Here is a 19915-nt window from a genome sequence, read left to right as displayed (position 1 = left end):
CATGCAAGCACGCCTTCGCGCCGCGGACCGCCGCCCTTCCCGGTCCGCTGCACCCGACCTTCCGCCCTCCGCCGATGGCGCGCCATTGGCCCGGCAGCTGCATGCGCGCGCGGGCATCGGCGTCGCGGCGCATGTGATCCAGGGGCGCGGCCTCGCGGCCTTGCGCATGCACGTCGAACAGGCCGCGCTGGTCTTCGTGGTGCGGGGCATCAAGACCGTGCGCACGGCGCAAGGCCGCACGGTGCGTGCGCTCCCGGGCCAGGCGCTCGTGCTCGCGGGGCACCAGACCGTCGACTTCCACAACGACATTCCCGAGGGCGCGCAGTACGAAGCGCGCTGGCTGGTCTTCGACGCCGCCCTGCTCGAGGACGCGCACTATCGCGGCCGCGCCGACGCGATGGAGCGCGCGGGCGCCGCCTCGGCACAGGCCCGCGTGCTCGCCCATCCCTGCGAAGCACTGGCGCGCGCCTTCGACGCCGCGACGCTGGCGCTGCCGCTCTCGGAGCGATTGCCCGACGCCATCGTCCGGCTTCGCCTGCTCGAAGTCATGCATTGGCTGCTGGAACACGGCATCGCGCTGCGCAACCCACCCGTGCGTGCCGACGCGTCGACACGCGTGCGCGCATTGATCGCCGGGCACTTGGCCGATGCATGGCCGGCCGATCGCGTGGCGCGCGAGCTCGCGCAGTCGCAGGCCACCTTGCGTCGGCGCCTCGCCGCGGAGGGCACCTCGCTCACGCAGTTGCTGACCGACGCGCGCATGGCGACCGCGCTGAGCCTGCTGCAGGCCACGACCCAGCCCGTCGCCCAAGTGGCGCTCACGGTCGGCTATGAATCTCCCTCGCGTTTCGCGGTGCGCTTCCGCCATCGCTTCGGCTTCGCGCCCACCGCGGTGCGCGGCCACGAACGCAACCCATGACAGCGCTCACTCCAAGGCATCCATGATCAAGATCCACCACCTGGGCCACTCGCAGTCGGAACGCATCCTCTGGCTGTGCGAAGAACTCGGCCTGCCCTATCAACTGCAGCACTACACGCGCGACCCCGTGACGCGTCTCTCGCCGCCCGAACTGCTCGCCTTGCATCCGCTGGGTGCCGCGCCCGTGCTCGAGGACGGCGACCTGCTGCTGGCCGAATCCGCCGCGATCGTGGAGTACCTGATCGGCCGGCATGGCGCGGGGCGCCTGAAGCCAGGCCCCGAGCATCCCGACTACGCGGCCTTTCTCTACTGGTTCCACTTCGCCAACGGCAATCTGCAGCCCACGCTGCTGCGGCTCATGACCGTGGGCCGGGCCACCGCGGGGTCGGACCATCCGGTGCTCGCGGCCACGCGCGATCGCTTCGCGCGCCTGATGACGCTGATGGAAGCCCGGCTCGTCGATGTGCCCTGGCTCGCGGGCGAGGACTTCAGCGCCGCGGACATCATGAACGTGTTCTCGCTCACGACGATGCGCCTGTTCATGCCGGTCGACCTCGCGCCGTATCCGGGCATCCGCGCCTACCTGCAGCGCATCGGCGAGCGGCCGGCCTACCGGCGTGCCATGGCGAAGGGCGATCCCGATCTCGTGCCGCTGTTGTCCTGACGCGCCTGGTCCGCCCGCGCGGCTTCGGAGCGCCGGGCGGCCATCGATCTCGTCACCGGCCCTGGTCCCTCAAGCGGTGCGCGCCTGACTCTGCATCAGGCCGAGGATCTCCGCTCGTCGGATGCCGAATTCCACCAACTGGCGCTTCGCTTCCTCGATCGTTCTGTCGAGCTTGACGAGGTGCCCGGCGATCTCGCGGTTTCCCGACTCGACCAGCCGGATGGCTTGCCATGCGGCCAACGAATCCTCCGACAGCCCGACGAGGATGTTGACGCCGGGAATGAACGCCGTGAGGGCCTTGCGCTCCAGTTCCTCGATGATCGCCTGCTTGAGCAGGGACAGCACGGGCTTCCAGGCGCCATCGAGGCGGGTGCCGCTCCTGGCGAGCTTTCCGTACAGCTGCTGCACGAGCACCTGGTACATCGTGTTCGCGCTCTTCAGCTCGAAGGCATTGAGAACGACATTCAGTGGAATCAGCGTGACGTTGGATAACACGGCGATCGTCCCCCACGCATCGGCCGCCGATCGCGTGCGCGCGAGGTCGCTGCGTACCTGCGTCAGCAACTGGATGCCGTCCTGGATCGCGAGCTGCTTTCTTCCGAGGGTCTCGAACTGAGTGGCCAAGTTCACGATGGAGCTCCTGCTGTGATTTCGAGGGGAGGCAAGACGGTCGCGAGCGCAACAGCCCTGCGCCATCGCCGCGAGAAAGGAATCTTGTAGCGGTCTACGCGTCTCGTCTTCTCCCGGACAGGGTATGGCGGAAGGCGTACGTCCAGAGCTGCGTTTCCCGGCCTCGCAACGAAGGCCTTGCCATCGGCAGTGGAGTGCGTAACAGCATATTCCATCCTATAACCATCCATACAGATGGTGCTAGGATGGCCCATGCCGACCAAAACCCGCCCTGCCCCCGTCGTCACCCGCGCCCCCGAATCCGAGAAGATCACCATCAACATGGGCTTCGTCGACCTCGGGCAGGTCGATCTGCTGGTGGCCGAGGGCTTCTATTCGAACCGCACGGACTTCATCCGAACGGCGATACGCACGCACCTCGCGACGCATGCCGACGCGCTGCGCCAGGCGGTGTCGCGCAACATGCTGGTGCTGGGCCTGCAGCGCTTTTCCACGGCCGACCTCGAGGCCGTTCGCGCGGCCGGCGAGACGCTGCAGATCCGCGTGCTCGGCCTGGCCGTCATCGCCCCCGAGGTGAGCCCCGCGCTCGCCAAGGCCACCATCGCTTCGCTCACCGTGCTCGGTGCCCTCCACGCGTCGCCCGCCGTCAAGACCGCGCTGGCGGACCGCATTCGCTGACCTGCCGGTCGGCATCCAACGGACTCTCATCCATGAACACACTTCTCTCGGGCCTGATGCGCGATGCTGCCCAACTCACGCGCACTGGCCGCCTCGTGGATGCCACGCAGCTGATTCAGCGCGCCTTGCGGGGCGACACGTCGCCCGCCGAGGCGCCTCCCACGACGTCTCGAGCGGTGGTGGAAGACGACGTGATCGAAGCGCAGGTGCGCGTGGTCGAGGTGCACCCAACGCCCGAGCCGCGCGGGTCCGAAGCGGCCGACGCCTGGACCCCGGGCAGCTTCACGCACCAGGGCCGCAGCGTCGACTACATGCTCTTCGTGCCCGCATCGGCCTCGGCGCAGCGGGCGGCCGCTCGGCCCCTGGTGCTGATGCTCCACGGCTGCACCCAAGGCGCGGCGGATTTCGCGGCGGGCACGCGCATGAACGAGCATGCGCGCGAGAACGGCTGCATCGTGCTCTACCCCGAGCAGGCGAAGCGTGCCCATGGCCAGAAGTGCTGGAACTGGTTCAAGACCCAGCACCAGCAACGCGGACGCGGAGAGCCCGCCCTGCTCGCCGCGCTGACCGAACACATCGTCGTGCAGCAGCAGGCGGACCGTTCGCGCGTCTACGTGGCGGGCCTGTCGGCCGGCGGTGCCATGGCCGACGTGCTGGGCCATTGCTATCCCGATCTCTACGCCGCGGTCGGCGTGCATTCGGGGCTGCCGCACGGCGCGGCGCACGACATGATGGGCGCGTTGAATGTCATGCGCACCGGGGCACCCGAGGCGCGCGCCGTTGCGGCGAAGGGATCGCAGCCGACCATCGTCTTCCACGGCGACGCGGACCCGACGGTGCATCCGGGCAACGGCCGCGCGATCGTCGCGGGCGCGCTGCCCGGCACGGTCAGCGAAGGCCGCTCCGCGGCGGGCCGGCGCTACACCCGCACCGTGCATCCCGCATCGCCGGGCCGTGGCGATGCCGAGCACTGGCTGCTCCATGGCGCGGGCCATGCGTGGTCGGGCGGCAGCGCCGCGGGCAGCTATACGCAACCCGATGGCATCGATGCCAGCCGCGAGATGCTGCGCTTCTTCCTCGCCCATCGGTCGACGCTCGCCAGCGAGCCGCAACAGGCGCCTTGAATGGGCTCGCGACGCGCCTTCGTGCTGGGTGCATCGGCGCTGGCGTCCGGCATCGGCATACCGGCGGCGGCAGCGGCGGCCTGGATGAAAGCAGGACCCGAGACGCAAGGCTTCGCAGCCGGCGCGCTCGACCGCCTGTTCGAAACGGGAAGCCTGGTGCCCGCGCTTCGCGCCCTTGTCGTGGTCCGGAACGGCCATCTCGTCGGCGAGCGCCACTACGCGGGCACCCGGTCCGACGATCTGCTGCCCATCCACTCGGCGACCAAGAGCATCGTCTCGCTGCTGGTCGGCCAGGCCGTGGCGCAGGGCAAGCTGAACAGCGACCTGTCCCAGACCGTGGCCGAGCTGCTGCCGGACTTGGCCGCCCGCTTTCCCGACGCCGCGGCCAACGGCCTGACGCTGCGGCAGATTCTTTCGGGAACGACCGGCCTCGCCTACGACTACCGGCTTCAAGCCCGCGCGCTCTCGATCTCCGCCGACCCGGCGATCTACGCGATGGGCCTCGAGGCCGATGCCCAGCCACCGGGCCATTGGTCCTACAACGATGCCGCCATCGCGCTGCTGAGCCCGATCCTCGAGCGCGTTCAGGGCCTGGGCCTGGCCGCGCTGGCCCAGCGCGATCTGTTCGACGCGCTGGGGATCGCGCACTCCGCGTGGCAACGCGACAAGACCGGGCGCGCATTCGCGCACCGGGGCCTGTCCCTTCGCACCGCCGACCTCGCCAAGGTGGCATGGCTGGTCGCGGACAGCGGGCGATGGAACGACCAAGCCGTCGTGCCGTCGCGCTGGATCGAGGACAGCACGCGTGCGCAGACGCCGGGCGCCTGGTCGATCCCGCCCATCGGGCCGACGGCGTATGGCTACCTGTGGTTCACCGGGCAACTTCACGGCACCCCGGTCGCGTGGGCCTGGGGCTATGGCGGCCAGTTCGCCTTCGCGGCACCGGCGCTGCGGCTGGCCATCGCGACCGCGGCCACCGATCCCGGGCCCCGGGAGCTGCAGGCGCAGACGACGGCGATCATGGCGCTCGTGGCCCAGGCCGTGGCGCTGGCCGGTTGACCGGGCGCCCCGCCGCCATGTCTTTTGCCATAGGAGCATCCCGACCGTTGCTCGACAATGTCCGCCGACTGGGCCGTCCGCCCGACATGCGGACCCCGTCGATCATCGAAAGACCGATCGGATGACTCCGATCCCCCGAGTCAGGACGACCCCGAATGGAATCCCTGGAACTGGCCGACCACATCCGGCGCGACGTCGAAGCCATCGGCCGGATCAGCGCCGTGCCCTCCATGCTGCGGCTGATCTGCGAACAGACCGGCATGGGCTTTGCCGCCGTCGCGCGCGTCGACGGCGACAGCTGGACCGCCTGCGCCGTGCTCGACCGGATCAATTTCGGCCTCAAGCCCGGCGGCCAGCTCGAAGTCCACACCACGCTGTGCGTCGAGTCGCGCGCGGCGCGCCAGCCCATCGCGTTCGACCACGCGAGCACGCACCCGGTCTTTCGCACGCACCACACGCCCCGCATCTACGGCATCGAGAGCTACATCTCGGTGCCGATCGTCAAGGGCGACGGCAGCTACTTCGGCAATCTCTGCGCGATCGATCCGACGCCGCACGGCGTCGACAACGCCCGCACCATCGCGATGTTCCAGGGCTTCGCCGACCTGATCGGCCACACGCTGGAACTCGAGGACCGGCAGAGCGCCACCGAGGTCGCCCTGTTCGATGCCGAGGCCACCGCCGAGCTGCGCGACCAGTTCATCGCCGTGCTCGGCCATGACCTGCGCAATCCGCTGGCCTCGCTGAGCGCCATCGGCGAGCTGCTGGCCCGGCGCGCGGCCGACCCCGACAGCACGCGCGCGGGGCTGCGCATCCGCGCCACCACGAAGCGGATGGCCTCGCTGATCGAGGACGTGATGGACTTCGCGCGCGGGCGCATGGGCAGCGGCCTCGATGTCCCACGCGAGCAGATTCCCGACCTGGGCCTCGCGCTCGACGACGTGGTGGCCGAGATGCGCGCCGCGCATCCTGCGCGCACCATCGCGGCCGATATCCACGTGACGGACATCGTGCACGGCAGCCGCGGCCGCCTGCAGCAGGTGCTGTCGAACCTGCTGGGCAATGCCGTCTCGCACGGCGCGCCCGACAGCCCCATCGACGTGGCGGCCTGGACGCGCGACGGCTGGTTCGTGCTGAGCGTGAAGAACCAGGGCGAGCCGATTCCGCCCGGCAACCTGCAGAAGATCTTCCAGCCCTACTGGCGGCCCGCCGAGAGCCGCGGCCATGGCGGGCTGGGCCTGGGGCTGCACATCTGCTCGCTGATCGTGAAGTCGCACGGCGGCACGCTGCAGGTGACCTCGACGGCGGAGCACGGCACGAGCTTCGTGGCACGCATTCCGGTGCGGCCGGGGGTCGCGGCCGTCGCCTAGGCGTCCGCGCGGCGGCGCGCCAGGACTAGTTGGCCCCGAAGATGTCCTCGAGGTTGACCTCTTCAGGCTCCTGATGGAGGTTCACGCTCTTCTCGATGTGGTCGAGGTGATGCAGCATCAGCTGCGCGGCGCGCTCCGCGTCCTTCGACTTGATCGCCTCCACGATCAATGAATGCTCGTCGGCCCGGCAGCTTTCCGCCGGGGGCGCGTCGTACACCAGGATGATCAGGCAGGTCAGCGTCGACAGCTCGCGCTGCGTGCGCGCGAGCGTCGTGTTGCCGGCCAGGTCGGCGCACAGGTTGTGGAACTCGCCCGACAGGCGGATGACGGCCCGCTTGTCGCCACGCGTGCGTGCGCCCATCTCCTGGTCCACATGCGTGAGCAAGGCATCGACCACCTCGGGCGTGGCCCGTTGCGCCAGCCGCCGCATGATCGCCGGCTCGATGACGCGGCGGGCCTCGAACACATCGCGCGCCTGCTCGATCGTCGGCCGGGCGACGAACGCCCCCTTGTTCGGGATGAGCTCGACGATCTGCTCGTAGGCAAACCGGGTCAGCACCTCCCGTATGCGGGGCCTGCTCACCTTGAAGATTTCGGCCAGGCGCTCTTCGGCCAGCTTGGTCCCCGGCAGCAGCCGGTGCTCCTGGATCGCGACGTAGATCTTTTCGTAGATCTCTTCGCTGCTGTCGCGCTCGCGGCGCGGCGCGGGGATGGCGGTGGAAGGCGTAGACATGTTTCCAGGCATCGGTTCTTCAGGTGCCAACAATTTTTTAGAAGATTGTAGAAAGTCTAACACCGAGGCCGCGCCCCGCGGGCGCCTCGCTCGACGCCCGGACGACCCTTGCCTCCTCTGCGGAAGGGCCCGATGAGGATAGCCGCACCGCCGGCATGGGCGCCGCGAGTCACCGGCCTTGCGCGTTTCCTTCGAGGGTTTGCCCTCCCTTCCCGCTGCCCATCGACCGGCTAAAGTTATGTCAACAATTTTTTAGACAATGTGGCATATGTTTTGCAAACACTCAAAGCCAATCCACTGAAGTCAAAGAAAGCTCATTTTGTTGAACATTTTTGGTGCGAAAGAACCCAAGTGAGTGCATCCCCTTTTGATCTAGTGATCCGCAACGCCCGCGCGGCGACGGCTTCGGACGTGTTCGACACCGACATCGGCATCAAGGACGGCCGGATCGTCCAGCTGGGGCTGGACCTTCCGCGAGGCAGCCGCGAGATCGACGCGAAGGGCCGCGTCGTCACCCCTGGCGGCGTCGACGCCCATTGCCACCTCGACCAGCCCTCGCCGCCGCCGGTCAGGATGGCCGACGACTTCGACACCGGCACCATTTCCGCCGTCTGCGGGGGCACCACGACCGTCATCCCGTTCGCGGCGCAGCAAAAAGGCGGCAGCCTGCGCGCCGCCGTCGAGGACTACCACCGGCGCGCGGACGGCATCGCCCATGTCGACTATGCGTTCCACCTCATCGTCAGCGATCCGACGCCCGAGGTGCTGAATGCCGAGCTGCCCGCGTTGATCCGCGAGGGCTACACCTCGTTCAAGGCCTACATGACCTACGACGACCTGAAGCTCGACGACGGGCAGATCCTCGACGTACTCGATGTCGCGAAGCGCCATGGCGCGATCGCGATGCTCCACGCCGAGAACTCGGACTGCATCGAATGGCTCACCCAGCGGCTCGAGGCCATGGGCCGCAGCGCGCCGCGCTTTCATGCGCACTCGCGCCCCATGCTGGTGGAGCGCGAAGCGACGCACCGCGCCATCGCGCTCGCCGAACTCGTGGACGTGCCGATCCTCATCGTTCATGTCTCGGGCCGGGAAGCCATCGAGCAGATCCGCTGGGGCCGCGCCCATGGATTGAACATCTTCGCGGAGACCTGCCCGCAGTACCTGTTCCTGACCGCGGAAGACCTGGGCATCGACGACAGCTATCACGGCGCGAAGTGCGTCTGCAGCCCGCCGCCGCGCGACAAGGCCAACCAGGAGGTCATCTGGAACGGCCTGCGAGACGGCCTCTTCAGCGTGTTCTCGTCCGACCATGCGCCCTTCAAGTTCGATGGCCCTGGCGGCAAGCACCCGAACGGCGAAGAGGTGGCCTTCCGCCACATCCCCAACGGCATTCCCGGGCTCGAGACGCGCATGCCCCTTCTCTATTCCGAGGGCGTGCTCAAGGGCCGCATCAGCCTCGAGAAGTTCGTCGAACTGACCGCCACCGGCCCCGCGAAGACCTACGGAATCCATCCGCGCAAGGGCGCCATCTGCATCGGCGCCGATGCGGACCTGGTGATCTGGGACGAGCGCGAGCTGACCATCCGCAACAGCGCACTGCACCACGCGGTCGACTACACCCCCTACGAAGGCATGCGGCTCGGCGCCTGGCCGGCCTTCACGCTGCTGCGCGGCGAGGTGCTGTGGGACGGCAGCTCCTGCGTCGGCCCGAGGAACCAGGGCCGCTTCATCGCCGCCGGTCGCCCGTCGATCCTGCCGCCCGCTCATCTCGCCGCGGCCTGAAGCCCGGCCTCCCCATGCGCCCTTCTCATTTCAACCACCCTCAGAAACTTGGAAAGCCAGCAATGAACATCAAGACCGACGTCGTGCAATCGCTCGCAGGGCCTGCCGCCCGGGCTCTCTTCGCGGCATCGCTGCTCGGCGCGGTCCTCGTGCCCGCCGCGTTCGCGCAGGATGCGAAATCGATCCTCGTGGTGGCCGGTCCCCGGACGCCCGAGTCCCTGGACCAGGAGTACCCGCCGACCGAGGCGACGCACGAAGCGAAGCGCAACATCTACGAGCGGCTGCTGGCCTACGACACGAAGACGGTCGACGGCGTCAAGGTCGAGAACTTCGACAAGCTCGTCGGCGCGCTCGCCGAGCGATGGGAGGTCTCGGCGGACAAGACCTCCATCACCTTCTTCCTGCGCAAGGGCGTGAAGAGCGCGGCCGGCAACGAGCTGCGCGCGGACGACGTGATGTGGTCGTTCGAGCGAGGCTGGAACAAGAACGCCAACTTCCGCTGGTACATGAACCAGATCCTCGGCATCAGCAAGTACGAGGACGCGTTCAAGAAGATCGACGACATGTCGGTCAAGGTGACGCTGCCGAAGACCTCCCCGCTCATCGAGCGCATCTGGGTCAACAACGACCTCGGCATCCTCGACGCGACGGCGGCGAAGAAGAACGCCACCGCCGACGACGCCTGGGCATCGCGCTGGCTGGCGACGCATTCGGCATCGTTCGCGCCGTACCAGGTCACGAAGTTCCAGTCGGGCCAGGAGGTGGTCTACGAGGCCAACCCCAATTACTACCGCGGCGCGCCGCAGATCAAGAAAGTGATCTTCCGCGAGATGCCCACCTCCGCCAACCGGCTGGCTGCGCTGCAGGCCGGCGCGGTCGACGTGGCCGAATGGCTCTCGCCGCGCGAACTCGCCACGCTGGAGAAGAACCCCCAGCTGAAGGTGTGGCAGGTCTTCGGCAACTACATCCACCGCGTGGAGATGAACAACACCACGCCGCCGTTCGACAACCCCAAGGTCCGCCAGGCGCTGAACTACCTGGTTCCCCGCGAGGACATCCTGAAGGCCGTGTACTACGGCAAGGCCCGACCGACCAAGAGCCCGATCTCCGAGATCTATCCGTCCTACACCGACCAGTACTTCAAGTACACCCTCGACGTCGAGAAAGCCAAGGCCCTGCTCAAGGAGGCCGGCCAGCCGTCGGGCTTCAAGACGCAACTCGGTTACCGCACCGGCGACCAGATCGAGGAGGAGATCGCCGTCATCCTGAAGACCGCCTTCGCGCGTGCCGGCGTGGAGGCCGAACTCGTCAAGCTGCCCGCGTCGACGCTGGTCGAGCGCTACTCCAAGGGCACGATCCCGATGTATTTCTTCCGCGACATGGCCATCGTGCCGGACGCCGCCTATGTCGCCAACCTGTGGCTCAACAGCGCATCGCTGATCAACTATCCCAAGTTCAAGAACGCCGAGGTCGACAAGCTGATCAACGAGGGGCTGTCGAGCACCGACGAAGCCAAGCGCGAAGCCGGGATGAAGCGCGTGCAGCAGATCGTGATGGACCAGGCGCCGTGGGTCTTTCTCATGAACCCGGGCTACCAGCTCGCCACGCGGGCCAGCGTGACGGGCTACAGCTGGTACACGCCGAACAGCAACAACTGGTCCGACTTCTCGAAGAAGTGAACCCCGCCGTGCCGGGCGATCCGCGGCTCGCGCGGGCGCCCTGGCACACGCGAGCCATCCAACAAGGAAAGACATGACGCTACGCACGTCGCTGCGATCGCTACCGCGACCGCTTCGAATCGTCCTGGCCAGGCTGAGCATTCTGATTCCGCAGATGTTCGGCGTGCTGCTGGCCACCTTCCTGCTCATCCGGCTGCTGCCGGGCGACCCGGCCCTGCTCATGCTCGGCAACATGGCCACGCCCGAGCAGATCGCCAACCTGCGCGAGAGGCTGGGCCTGAACGGCAGCCTGTGGTCGCAGTTCACGAGCTATCTCTCCACCGTGGTGCACGGCGACCTGGGCACGTCCATGTTCACCGCCAATCCCGTGGCGGTGGACCTGCTCGATCGCGTGCCCGCCACCCTGGAGCTGATCACCTACGCCATGCTGCTGACCATCGTCGTCAGCCTGTCGCTGGCGGTCGTCTCGGTCGTCAAGCCCCGGGGATTCGTGAGCCGCTTCAGCAAGGTCTATGGCCTGGCCGCGGGCGCGGTGCCGGACTTCTGGGTCGGCCTGCTGCTGATCTACTTTCTGTTCTACGTCGCCGGCATCGCACCCGCGCCGTTCGGACGCATCGACGCCATCATGTCGGCGCCGCCCGCGGTCACGGGCTTCCTGACGATCGACACCCTGCTGGCCGGCGACACGGCGGCCTTCGCGTCGGCCGTGGGGCGCCTGTGCCTGCCGGTGCTGACCCTCGCGATCGTGAATGCCGGTGCGCTGATGAAGATGACCCAGATCGTGTTCGCCGACAACTACCGCAGCGAATACATCCGCCATGCGCGCGCCAGTGGCCTGTCGGAGCGGCAGCTCATCAAGAGTGCACTGCGCAACAGCCTGCCGCCGATCATCACGATGGTCGGCTTCCTGTTCGGCTTCCTGCTCGGAGCCGCCGTCTTGGTCGAAACCATCTTCGCTTGGGGCGGACTCGGCCAGTACGCCGTCTCCGCGGTCATGAACAGCGACTACCCGGCGCTCCAGGGCTTCGTGCTCGTCGCAGCCGCATTCATCCTGATCGTCTACACCGTGGTGGACGTTCTCTACGGCATCGCCGATCCGAGGATCGAAGTATGAAGATCATGGTTGCCGCCCATCGGCGTGGCGCGAAGCTGACCCTGGCCATCGGACTCTCGCTGCTGGCCATGCAGTTCCTCGCGATCGTGTTCGCCCCCTGGATCGCGCCGTATTCCCCGGTCGACGCGGACCCGATCAATGCCCTGAAGTCGCCGTCCTTCGCGCACCTGTTCGGCACCGACGTGTCCGGCATGGACATCTTCTCGCGCGTGATCTTCGCGACGCGCATCAACCTGCTCATCAGCGTGACCGCGGTGGCCATCGCCTTCGTCATCGGGGTGCCGATCGGGCTGGCCATCGGCTACTACAAGGGCTGGGCGAGCTCCTTCGCGATGCGCATCTTCGACTTCGTCCAGTCCTTTCCCGTCTTCGTGCTGGGCATGGTGCTGGTGTCGGTCATGGGCCAGGAGATATGGAACGTCGCCATCGTGCTGGCCGTGCTCTTCACGCCGGTGTTCGCGCGCCTGATCCGTGCCGAGGTTCTGTCGCTGCGCGATCGGCCCTTCATCGCCGCGGCGCGCTGCAGCGGCGCGACCGATGGCGCCATCATGTTCCAGCACATCCTCCCGAACGCCCTGACCCCGGCCATCGTCCAGATCTCGATCAGCATCGGGATGGCGATCCTGCTGACCGCCGGGTTGTCCTTCGTCGGCGCGGGCGTGCGGATGCCCACGCCCGAATGGGGTCTCATGGTGAGCAACGGCGCGCAGCAGATGATCCTCGGCGTGTGGTGGGTCGCGCTCTTCCCGGGCCTGGCCATCGTCTTTTCCGTGCTGACATTCGCGCTGCTGGGCGATGCCGCCAAGCAGATGTTCGATCCTCAGACGAGGAGCGCTCCATGAACCCGGTTGCAGAGACATTGCTCGAGGTTCGCAACCTCAGCGTCGGCTTCTCCGATGCACAGGCCTCCCCTGCCCTGCGCGGCGTGAGCTTCAGCTTGCGGCCGGGAGAGATCCTCGGCATCGTCGGAGAAACCGGAGCGGGAAAGTCGCTGCTGGCACGCGCCATCATCGACATGCTGCCGGGCGACGGCCGCATCCTCGACGGCGAGGTCCTCGTTCGCGGCCAATCGGTCTCCCGCATGACGGAGGCGCAGAAGCGCGGACTCCGCGGTGGCGAAGTCGCCCTGATCGGCACGAACGCGAAGTCGCTGCTCGACCCCGTCGTCAAGGTGGGAGAGCAGATCGCCCGCGTGCTTCGCGCCCACCGCGGCATCGACAAGGCACAGGCCTGGCGCGAGGCCATCGCCCTGTTCGAACAGGTCGGCATCGTCAATCCGGAGCGCCGCGCCCATGCCTACCCGCACGAGCTGTCCGGCGGCATGGCGCAGCGGGTCGTCATCGCGATGGCATTGATCGCGCAGCCCAAGGTCCTGCTCGCGGACGATGCCACCCTGGGGCTCGATGCCACGATCCAGCTGCAGGTGCTCGACCTGCTGGTCCAGAAGGGCCGCGAGCTCGGTCTCGCCGTGGTGCTCATCACCCATGACCTGGGCATGGTCGCCGCGTACTGCGACCGCGTGGGCATCATGAAGTCCGGCGAGCTGCTCGAACTCGAGAGCGTGCATTCCTTCCTCACGCAGGGGCCGCGGCATCCCTACAGCCGCGAGCTGCTCGAAGCGGCCAAGGTGCGTCCGCTTCCGATGGTCCCCGACGCTTCCGCGAGCGCGGGCCCGCCGAGCGGGCAGCCGCTGCTCGAGGTCACGGACCTGGTCAAGACCTTCCATGTCGACGGCTCCTCCGACGTGGTGCGCGCCGTCGACCATGTGTCGCTGACCATCGCGCGCGGCGAGACCCTTGCCCTGGTGGGCGAGAGCGGCTCCGGCAAGACGACGATGGGCCAATGCCTCGTCAGGCTGCTGGCATCCGACTCGGGCTCGATCCGCTTCGACGGCCAGGAAACGCTCGCGCTCTCGGACAAGGCGTTCCGGACGGTGCGCCGGCGCATGCAGATGGTGTTCCAGGAACCCTACGTCGCCCTGAACCCGCGATGGCGCGTGCGCGAACTGGTGGCGGAGCCGCTGAAGCTCGGGGAGGCCCTGTCGCGGACCGAGCGCGACGCCCGCGTGATGGAGTTGCTCGACCTGGTCGGCATCGCCAGCGCGAAGGCGAACGCCTATCCGCACGAACTGACGGCCGGCGAGCAGAAGCGCGTCGGCATCGCACGCGCACTGGCCGTGCGGCCCGATTTCGTCATCTTCGACGAACCGACGACCGCACTCGACATTCGCGTGCGCGCCCAGATCATCGACCTGGTGCGCGACCTGCAAAAGCGCATGGGGCTGTCCGCGCTGTTCATCACGCATGACCTGAACTCCGTGCGCTCGCTGGCCCACTACGTCGCCGTGATGCGCCACGGAAAGATCGTCGAGCAAGGCCCGACCGAACAGATCTTCTCGCATCCGAAGGAGGCCTACACGCGCAAGCTGCTGGAAGCCGAGCTTCCGATCGAGGCGAAGGAACCGGTTGCCACCCTGACCCTGGAGACTGCCGAGGCCCCATGACATTCGATCGAACAACCACCAAGCCGGTGCTGGTCACCGGCGCCGCGGGCCTGGTCGGCCGCAAGCTCGCGCGCCGACTGGCCGACCGGCAACGCGCCTTCATCGCGCTGGACCGAACCGCGTCGGTCACCGAGGACGGCATCGAGATCGTCGGCTGCGATCTCGGCGACGTGCACCGCATGTACGCGCTCACGCGGGACGGGATCGACGCCGTGGTCCATTGCGGGGCGTTCTCCGGGCCCATGGTGGCCCGCGATACGCCGCACGCGATGGTGCAGGTGAACATCGTCGGCACCGCCAACATGCTCGAGCTGGCGCGCGTTCACGAAGCCCGGCGCTTCGTCTACTGCTCGTCGACCAGCGCCTATGGCGTCGTTCGATCGCCGGGCCCAGTCGCTGAGGATTGCCTGCTGCAACCCGCGAGCCTGTACGGCGCGAGCAAGGTCGCGTCCGAATACATCACGACGTCCTATGCGCGGCAGTACGGCCTGTCCGCGGCCAGCGTCCGCCTCTCGTGGGTGTACGGACCCGGCAGGACGACGGACTGCGTGGTCCGCACCATGATCGAGGACGCGCTCGCCGCGCGCCCCACGCGCATGGCATTCGGCTCGGACTTTCCCCGGCAGTTCATCCATGTCGACGACGCCGTGGACGGCCTGCTCCAGGCGCTCGATGCCGAATCCCTGCCCAGGACGACCTACAACGTCACGGGCAACACGCGCGTGACGCTGGGCGAACTCGCGCAGTTGGTGCGCCGTGTCTTTCCGACAGCCGACATCGTGTTGCAGCCCGGGCCGGACCCGGTGGACGAGTTCCAGGAACAGTTCAGCATCGAGGCCGCACGGCGCGACCTCGGCTACGAGCCCCGGGTCTCGCTCGAACAGGGCATCCGCTCGTACGCCGAATGGATCGAGGCACGCCGGAGTGGGCGGCCATGATCGAGATCGAGCCGCGCCCTCTCTCGCAAGCCGAGTTCGCGCCCTTCGGACGCGTCATCGAGGCGCCTGCCCTGCCGCGGCGGGACTATTTCGACGCGGAACTGGCCTCTCGTCGATCGCACGCGAACGCTTCGCTGTCCCTGGTCACGAACGATCCGGTGCGCGAAAGCAGGCTCGCGTTCGGCAGCCTCGAATGCCATCCGCACTCGTCCCAGTCGTTCATTCCCATGAACGCCGGCCGTTGGCTCGTGGTCGTGGCGCCCGACGAGTCCGGCCGCCCCGACATGCAGCAGGCGCTCGCATTCATCGCCGGCCCGTCGCAGGGCATCACCTTCCGTCCCGGCGTCTGGCACCTCGGCCTGCATGTGCTCGACAGGCGTTCGACGCATGCCATCTTCATGTGGCGCGACGGGACCGAAGGCGACGAGACCTTCGTCGACGTCGAGCCGACGACCATCGATTTGTCCAAGATCCTGAAAGAGGCTTGATCGTGAACCACCTTCAAAGAGACTTCGTCGGCTACGGCCGCAACCCTCCCGATCCGAAGTGGCCAGGCGGCGCCCGGCTCGCCCTCAACTTCGTCCTCAACTACGAGGAGGGGTCCGAGCCTTCCGTCCACGACGGAGAAGGCCTCACCGAGACCTGGTTCACCGAAAGCCACGGCCTGGCCAACCTCGAGGGGCGAGACCTCGCCGCCGAGGGGCTCTTCGAGTATGGGAGCCGGGTGGGGTTCTGGCGGGTCATGCGGCTCCTGCAGGAGCGTTCGCTGCCCGCCACGATCTTCGGTTGCGCGCTCGCGCTCGAACGCAACCCCGAGGCCTGCGATGCCATCAAGGCATCGGGCTTCGACGTGTGCTCGCATGGATGGCGCTGGATCCAGCACTATCGGTTGTCGCAGGACGAAGAGCGCGAGCACATCCGTCGCGCCGTCGAGTCCCTGACCCGTTCGATCGGCGAGCGCCCGCAGGGCTGGTACTGCCGCTACGCACCGAGCGTCCATACGCGCCAGCTTCTGGTCGAGGAAGGCGGCTTTCTCTACGACTCGGACTACTACGGCGACGAGCTGCCGTTCTGGACGCGGGTCGATGGCAAGCCGCACCTGGTGGTCCCCTACTCGCTGACCAACAACGACGGCCAGTTCGCCGCGGGCGTCAGCACCGGCAACGACTGGTACGGCTTCCTCAAGGATGCCTTCGACATGCTCTACAAGGAAGGCCGGACCCAGCCCAAGATGATGTCCGTCGGCCTGCACATGAGGCTCGTGGGTCATCCCGCGCGCGCCGCTGCGCTGGAGCGCTTCCTCGACTACATCCGCCAGTTCCCCGACGTCTGGGTGACGCGGCGCATCGACATCGCCAGGCACTGGCGCCACGTGCATCCGGCGCCTGCAACCCAGGGAGCCGAATCGTGAAGAGCCCGTTCGATCTTTCCGGCCGCAAGGCCGTCGTCACCGGAGGCAGCCGCGGCATCGGCGGCGCCATCGCCGAGCTGTTCCTCGAACATGGTGCCGAGGTCGCCATCTGCCATCTGGGCGACGAGGCCAACGCCAGCCTGCTGCGCGAGCGGATGGCTGCCAGGGGACACACGCTTCATTGCACCGAATGCGATGTCTCCAGTCCCGCTGCCGTCGACCGGTTCGCCGAATGGGCCACGCAGCGGCTCGGGCAGGTCGACATCGTCGTCAATTCCGCGGGCGTCGGCGGCGGCGACCGGCCCTTCGAATCGACCGACGAGCGCGACTGGGACCTGACCGTCGGCGTGAACCTGCGGGGCACGATGCTGGTGACGCGGGCCTTCTTCGCGGGCATGGCCTCGCGCCAATGGGGACGCGTGATCAATGTCGCCTCCCAGCTCGCCTACAAGGGCGCGCCCGGCCTCGCGCACTACTGCGCGGCCAAGGCCGGCGTCGTCGGATTCACGCGTGCGCTGGCCTATGAGGGCGCCCCGCGCGGCGTGCTGGTCAATGCCATCGCACCGGGGCCCGTGGACACCGATCTGTTGCGCAATCACAGCGAGCAGTGGCTGGCATTCAAGAAGAGCCAGCTGCCGGTCGGCCGGTTCGGCGAGGTGGGCGAGATCGCGCCGACCGCGCTGCTGCTGGCGTCGGAAGCGGGTGCGTTCTACGTGGGGCAGACCCTGTCGCCGAACGGGGGCGACGTCATGCTCTGAGGCTCCGTCAACAGCCTTAGATCAGCCCCCGCGTCGCCGCCTTCAGCGTCGCGGCCGCGCGCGTCGTGCATCCGAGCTTCTGGAACACGCGCTCCACGTGCGTGCGCACCGTGCTGGGACTGATGCCCAGCGCGCGCGCCACCTCCTTCGTGTTGTCGCCCTGGCTGATGCAGCGCAGTACCTCGAGCTCGCGCTGGGACAGTGATGCATCGTCCTGCGCCGGCGCCGCGGGCTTCGGTGGCAGCGCGCCCGGCAGCGTGCTGGCGCACAGCGCCTCGACCACGGCCGCGTCGAAGCGGCCGGCCGCGGCGTCTTCGTTCATGCGCTCGGCCGCCTGATCCCGCGTCAGCGCCTCGCGCCACGGACGGCGCGTGCAATGCGACCACCACTGCTCAGCCGCGGCGACGACCTGCCCTTCCAGCGGCATGGCCGCACCCGAGCGGCCACGGAAATGGCCCGAGCCATCGCGCCGCTCGAAGGCGAAGGACGCGATCTCCGCCTCGGCCGCGAGGCCGTCGATCTGCCCGGCGGCGCGCGAGGTCCAGTACGGCACGAGTCGCACGCGCTCCAGCGCCGAGGCCTGCAGCGGCCCGGGCGCGTTCCAGATCGCATTGGGCACCGAGGCGCGTCCGATGCCGTGGATCAGCCCCGCCTTGTAGGCGCGGCCGCAGCCGGCTTCGTCCAGCCCCATGCGCGCGCCGCAGTCGCGCGCCAGGCTGGCCACGCGGCGCGAATAGCCCGTCATCCACGGCAGCTTGAGGTCGATCACGTCGCCGACCAGTTCCAGCCCCATGGGCCGGCGCATCGAGGCCGGCTGTTCAGCCGCCTCGGCCCAAGGCGCGGCGGGTGCGTCGAGCGCCTGCATCCAGGCCGCGAGATCGGCCGCGCTGGCGTCGAGCAGCGCGGCCGGATAGAGGCTGCCGGCACGGCCGCGCACCAGCGCGAGCGCCTGCTCGATGCCGTAGAGGCGGCCGAAGATCTCGAGGTCGCTGGCCAGCGCCACCACATAGGTCGAGAACGGAACCGCCTCGCCGCGCAGCAGGCCCGGCACGCCGCTACCGTCGTAGGCCTCGAACACCGCGCGCAGCGTGGCTTCGGTGTCGTGGCTCAGCCCCAGCGTGTGGGCGATGTCGCCCGCGATCTCGCAATGGATCTCGGCCATGGCGAGCACGGCGCCGGGCACCGGCGCGCTGTCGTGGGGCTGGCGCATGCGCGGAGCCGACGATGCGAGCAGAGCCCGGCGACCTTCGACGTCGTCGTCGAGGAAGTCGGCGAACTCCTGCGCATTGGCCGTACAGCCCGACCAGCGCAGCAGCGCGGCATGGCGCGCCGCCTCGATCTGCGGCGCGGTGCAGCCGGCCCGCGCGGCGATCTTGCCCGCGAGCCAGGCCGTGCGCAGCGAATGGTCGATCGGCTGGCCCATGCTCAGGTCGCCGATGAAGGCCAGCGCGCGGACGGCGTCGAAAACGGGGATGGTCGTGTCGTCGGACATGGCGCATTTTGCGCGTGTCGGTCATTCGACCGATACCGGCCGCCGGGGTCGCCCGGAAGAATCGTGGCATCCCCATCGCTCGATGGGCAGTCCCTTTTCACTCGCGGCCTCCACCGCCTCTTTTCCTCATGTCCGACATCCTGCAAAACCCATCCCCGCGCGCCGCCTGGCTGCGCAAGCTCTATTTCACCCGCGCCGCCTTCTCCTTCGCCTGGGTCGCGCTGGCCTTCACCGTCGCCAGGCAGTCGCCCGCCCTGGCCACCGTGCTGCTGATCGCCTACCCCGCCTGGGACGCCTTCGCCAACCTGTGGGACGCCCGGATGAGCGGCGGCGCGCAGGCCAATCCCACGCAGATGCTCAACCTCTGGATGAGTACCCTGGTCGCGCTCGCGGTCGCGGCCTCGCTCGTGGCCGGATGGCAGGTCGTGCTGCTGATCTTCGGCGTCTGGGCCATCGTCTCGGGCCTGCTGCAACTGGCCACGGCCATCCGCCGCCGCAAGGCAGAACGCGGCCAGTGGGTGATGATGCTCAGCGGCGCGCAGTCCGCGCTGGCGGGCGGGCTCTTCATCTCGCGGCAGGGCACCGATGCGCCGATTCCGCAGACGCTGGCGGGGTATGCGGCGGTGGGGGCGGTGTACTTTCTGATCTCGGGGGTGGTGATTCTGGTGCGGGAGCGCAGGCGCTGAAGGGGCGGTGCGCCATCGGCCCGCGATAGAAAACCAAAACGCTCCAGCTCAAACCGTCAGGAGCGCCGAGTCATCCATGTCCGATACAGACTTGGCACTCAACTCCCGACGCCTCGATGAGACCCCGCTCCCCGCTTGCCGATCAACGACAAAGATCGACCGCCGCCGCCTGTAGTCGCGCCAGGAACTCCGGAAGCGGGATCCGCGATCCCAGATTTCCGTCCTTGTGAGGAAAGGCGACGCACACGTTCTCTCGACCCTGCTCACGATCCAGCAGCAGGAGAAACTGCCCGTCAAAACTCAACTCCGATACGAGATGCTCGTAGTCCGGCTCGCTCAGGACTGTTGCTTCCCATTTTCCGTCTTTCATTT

Annotated in this window: 20 protein-coding genes; 16 read left to right on the top strand and 4 right to left on the bottom strand. The window is 68.0% G+C overall.

Annotation, left to right across the window (positions count from 1 at the left end; all coding sequences use genetic code 11):
- Position 1: 1 nt before the first annotated feature.
- Positions 2 to 919, top strand: a complete 918-nt coding sequence (locus AC07PU_RS00730) for a helix-turn-helix transcriptional regulator (protein WP_495314391.1) — start codon at positions 2 to 4, stop codon at positions 917 to 919.
- A 22-nt stretch (positions 920 to 941) separates the two neighbouring features.
- The gene (locus AC07PU_RS00725) at positions 942 to 1583 is read left to right on the top strand and encodes a glutathione S-transferase family protein (protein ID WP_495314389.1); all 642 of its coding nucleotides are present in this window, start codon (positions 942 to 944) and stop codon (positions 1581 to 1583) included.
- Positions 1584 to 1652: 69 nt separating this feature from the next.
- Here the strand turns inward: AC07PU_RS00725 and AC07PU_RS00720 are convergent, their stop codons facing one another.
- Entirely contained in the window at positions 1653 to 2213 is a 561-nt protein-coding gene (locus AC07PU_RS00720; protein ID WP_495314387.1) for a hypothetical protein, read from the bottom strand.
- 252 nt (positions 2214 to 2465) lie between these two features.
- Between AC07PU_RS00720 and AC07PU_RS00715 the strand changes: the two genes are divergently transcribed.
- From AC07PU_RS00715 to AC07PU_RS00700, 4 genes are all read left to right on the top strand, one after another.
- The gene (locus AC07PU_RS00715; protein ID WP_495314385.1) at positions 2466 to 2891 is read left to right on the top strand and encodes a CopG family transcriptional regulator; all 426 of its coding nucleotides are present in this window, start codon (positions 2466 to 2468) and stop codon (positions 2889 to 2891) included.
- Positions 2892 to 2923: 32 nt separating this feature from the next.
- Positions 2924 to 4015 carry an extracellular catalytic domain type 1 short-chain-length polyhydroxyalkanoate depolymerase gene (locus tag AC07PU_RS00710; protein WP_495314383.1) on the top strand — a complete coding sequence of 364 codons (1092 nt, stop codon included), beginning with the start codon at positions 2924 to 2926 and terminating at the stop codon, positions 4013 to 4015.
- Positions 4016 to 5074 (top strand): serine hydrolase domain-containing protein, encoded by a 1059-nt coding sequence (locus AC07PU_RS00705; protein ID WP_495314381.1) that lies wholly within the window; start codon positions 4016 to 4018, stop codon positions 5072 to 5074. It abuts the gene before it with no gap.
- Positions 5075 to 5229: 155 nt separating this feature from the next.
- Positions 5230 to 6444, top strand: a complete 1215-nt coding sequence (locus AC07PU_RS00700) for a GAF domain-containing sensor histidine kinase (protein WP_495314379.1) — start codon at positions 5230 to 5232, stop codon at positions 6442 to 6444.
- Between the two features lie 25 nt (positions 6445 to 6469).
- Here AC07PU_RS00700 and AC07PU_RS00695 read toward each other — a convergent pair whose 3' ends face one another.
- Positions 6470 to 7177, bottom strand: a complete 708-nt coding sequence (locus tag AC07PU_RS00695; RefSeq protein ID WP_495314377.1) for a GntR family transcriptional regulator — start codon at positions 7175 to 7177, stop codon at positions 6470 to 6472.
- Between the two features lie 351 nt (positions 7178 to 7528).
- On the opposite strand from AC07PU_RS00695, the gene hydA reads away from it, so the two are divergent.
- The 9 genes from hydA to AC07PU_RS00650 all read left to right on the top strand — a co-directional run bounded on the left by hydA (position 7529) and on the right by AC07PU_RS00650 (position 17365).
- The gene (hydA, locus tag AC07PU_RS00690; protein WP_495314375.1) at positions 7529 to 8962 is read left to right on the top strand and encodes a dihydropyrimidinase; all 1434 of its coding nucleotides are present in this window, start codon (positions 7529 to 7531) and stop codon (positions 8960 to 8962) included.
- 62 nt (positions 8963 to 9024) lie between these two features.
- Positions 9025 to 10641, top strand: a complete 1617-nt coding sequence (locus AC07PU_RS00685; RefSeq protein WP_495314373.1) for an ABC transporter substrate-binding protein — start codon at positions 9025 to 9027, stop codon at positions 10639 to 10641.
- 73 nt (positions 10642 to 10714) lie between these two features.
- Positions 10715 to 11755 carry an ABC transporter permease gene (locus AC07PU_RS00680; protein ID WP_203206714.1) on the top strand — a complete coding sequence of 347 codons (1041 nt, stop codon included), beginning with the start codon at positions 10715 to 10717 and terminating at the stop codon, positions 11753 to 11755.
- Positions 11752 to 12597, top strand: coding sequence for an ABC transporter permease (locus tag AC07PU_RS00675; RefSeq protein ID WP_495314370.1), 846 nt, complete (start codon positions 11752 to 11754; stop codon positions 12595 to 12597). The genes AC07PU_RS00680 and AC07PU_RS00675 overlap by 4 nt, the downstream gene beginning before the upstream one ends.
- Positions 12594 to 14258: an ATP-binding cassette domain-containing protein gene (locus AC07PU_RS00670; protein ID WP_495314368.1), complete on the top strand. Its 1665-nt coding sequence runs from the start codon at positions 12594 to 12596 to the stop codon at positions 14256 to 14258. Before AC07PU_RS00675 ends, AC07PU_RS00670 begins: the two co-directional genes overlap by 4 nt.
- Positions 14255 to 15196 (top strand): NAD-dependent epimerase/dehydratase family protein, encoded by a 942-nt coding sequence (locus AC07PU_RS00665; RefSeq protein WP_495314366.1) that lies wholly within the window; start codon positions 14255 to 14257, stop codon positions 15194 to 15196. Before AC07PU_RS00670 ends, AC07PU_RS00665 begins: the two co-directional genes overlap by 4 nt.
- A complete protein-coding gene (locus AC07PU_RS00660) occupies positions 15193 to 15684 on the top strand; it encodes an ureidoglycolate lyase (RefSeq protein WP_495314364.1) in 492 nt (163 codons plus the stop codon). The genes AC07PU_RS00665 and AC07PU_RS00660 overlap by 4 nt, the downstream gene beginning before the upstream one ends.
- Entirely contained in the window at positions 15681 to 16607 is a 927-nt protein-coding gene (locus AC07PU_RS00655; RefSeq protein WP_495314362.1) for an allantoinase PuuE, read from the top strand. Before AC07PU_RS00660 ends, AC07PU_RS00655 begins: the two co-directional genes overlap by 4 nt.
- Entirely contained in the window at positions 16604 to 17365 is a 762-nt protein-coding gene (locus AC07PU_RS00650) for an SDR family NAD(P)-dependent oxidoreductase (RefSeq protein ID WP_495314360.1), read from the top strand. The genes AC07PU_RS00655 and AC07PU_RS00650 overlap by 4 nt, the downstream gene beginning before the upstream one ends.
- 16 nt (positions 17366 to 17381) lie before the next feature.
- Here AC07PU_RS00650 and AC07PU_RS00645 read toward each other — a convergent pair whose 3' ends face one another.
- Positions 17382 to 18857, bottom strand: a complete 1476-nt coding sequence (locus tag AC07PU_RS00645; protein ID WP_495314358.1) for an HD domain-containing phosphohydrolase — start codon at positions 18855 to 18857, stop codon at positions 17382 to 17384.
- A gap of 128 nt (positions 18858 to 18985) precedes the next feature.
- Between AC07PU_RS00645 and AC07PU_RS00640 the strand changes: the two genes are divergently transcribed.
- Positions 18986 to 19543 carry a DUF308 domain-containing protein gene (locus AC07PU_RS00640; RefSeq protein WP_495314356.1) on the top strand — a complete coding sequence of 186 codons (558 nt, stop codon included), beginning with the start codon at positions 18986 to 18988 and terminating at the stop codon, positions 19541 to 19543.
- A gap of 142 nt (positions 19544 to 19685) precedes the next feature.
- Here AC07PU_RS00640 and AC07PU_RS00635 read toward each other — a convergent pair whose 3' ends face one another.
- Positions 19686 to 19913 (bottom strand): hypothetical protein, encoded by a 228-nt coding sequence (locus AC07PU_RS00635; RefSeq protein ID WP_495314354.1) that lies wholly within the window; start codon positions 19911 to 19913, stop codon positions 19686 to 19688.
- Between the last annotated feature and the right edge of the window lie 2 nt (positions 19914 to 19915).

It is taken from the genome of Variovorax sp. GW821-FHT10D07 (assembly GCF_059415325.1).
The sequence above is the reverse complement of the archived record's forward strand: the minus strand, read 5'-3'. Positions and strand labels throughout refer to the sequence as shown.

Coding starts and splice junctions, on each gene's coding strand:
- AC07PU_RS00670 (WP_495314368.1), top strand. CDS start 12,594: ATGAACCCGGTTGCAGAGACATTGCTCGAGGTTCGCAACCTCAGCGTC.
- AC07PU_RS00710 (WP_495314383.1), top strand. CDS start 2,924: ATGAACACACTTCTCTCGGGCCTGATGCGCGATGCTGCCCAACTCACG.
- AC07PU_RS00715 (WP_495314385.1), top strand. CDS start 2,466: ATGCCGACCAAAACCCGCCCTGCCCCCGTCGTCACCCGCGCCCCCGAA.
- AC07PU_RS00675 (WP_495314370.1), top strand. CDS start 11,752: ATGAAGATCATGGTTGCCGCCCATCGGCGTGGCGCGAAGCTGACCCTG.
- AC07PU_RS00660 (WP_495314364.1), top strand. CDS start 15,193: ATGATCGAGATCGAGCCGCGCCCTCTCTCGCAAGCCGAGTTCGCGCCC.
- AC07PU_RS00705 (WP_495314381.1), top strand. CDS start 4,016: ATGGGCTCGCGACGCGCCTTCGTGCTGGGTGCATCGGCGCTGGCGTCC.
- AC07PU_RS00635 (WP_495314354.1), bottom strand. CDS start 19,913: ATGAAAGACGGAAAATGGGAAGCAACAGTCCTGAGCGAGCCGGACTAC.
- AC07PU_RS00685 (WP_495314373.1), top strand. CDS start 9,025: ATGAACATCAAGACCGACGTCGTGCAATCGCTCGCAGGGCCTGCCGCC.
- AC07PU_RS00665 (WP_495314366.1), top strand. CDS start 14,255: ATGACATTCGATCGAACAACCACCAAGCCGGTGCTGGTCACCGGCGCC.
- AC07PU_RS00645 (WP_495314358.1), bottom strand. CDS start 18,857: ATGTCCGACGACACGACCATCCCCGTTTTCGACGCCGTCCGCGCGCTG.
- AC07PU_RS00640 (WP_495314356.1), top strand. CDS start 18,986: ATGTCCGACATCCTGCAAAACCCATCCCCGCGCGCCGCCTGGCTGCGC.
- AC07PU_RS00700 (WP_495314379.1), top strand. CDS start 5,230: ATGGAATCCCTGGAACTGGCCGACCACATCCGGCGCGACGTCGAAGCC.
- AC07PU_RS00695 (WP_495314377.1), bottom strand. CDS start 7,177: ATGTCTACGCCTTCCACCGCCATCCCCGCGCCGCGCCGCGAGCGCGAC.
- AC07PU_RS00725 (WP_495314389.1), top strand. CDS start 942: ATGATCAAGATCCACCACCTGGGCCACTCGCAGTCGGAACGCATCCTC.
- AC07PU_RS00730 (WP_495314391.1), top strand. CDS start 2: ATGCAAGCACGCCTTCGCGCCGCGGACCGCCGCCCTTCCCGGTCCGCT.
- AC07PU_RS00680 (WP_203206714.1), top strand. CDS start 10,715: ATGACGCTACGCACGTCGCTGCGATCGCTACCGCGACCGCTTCGAATC.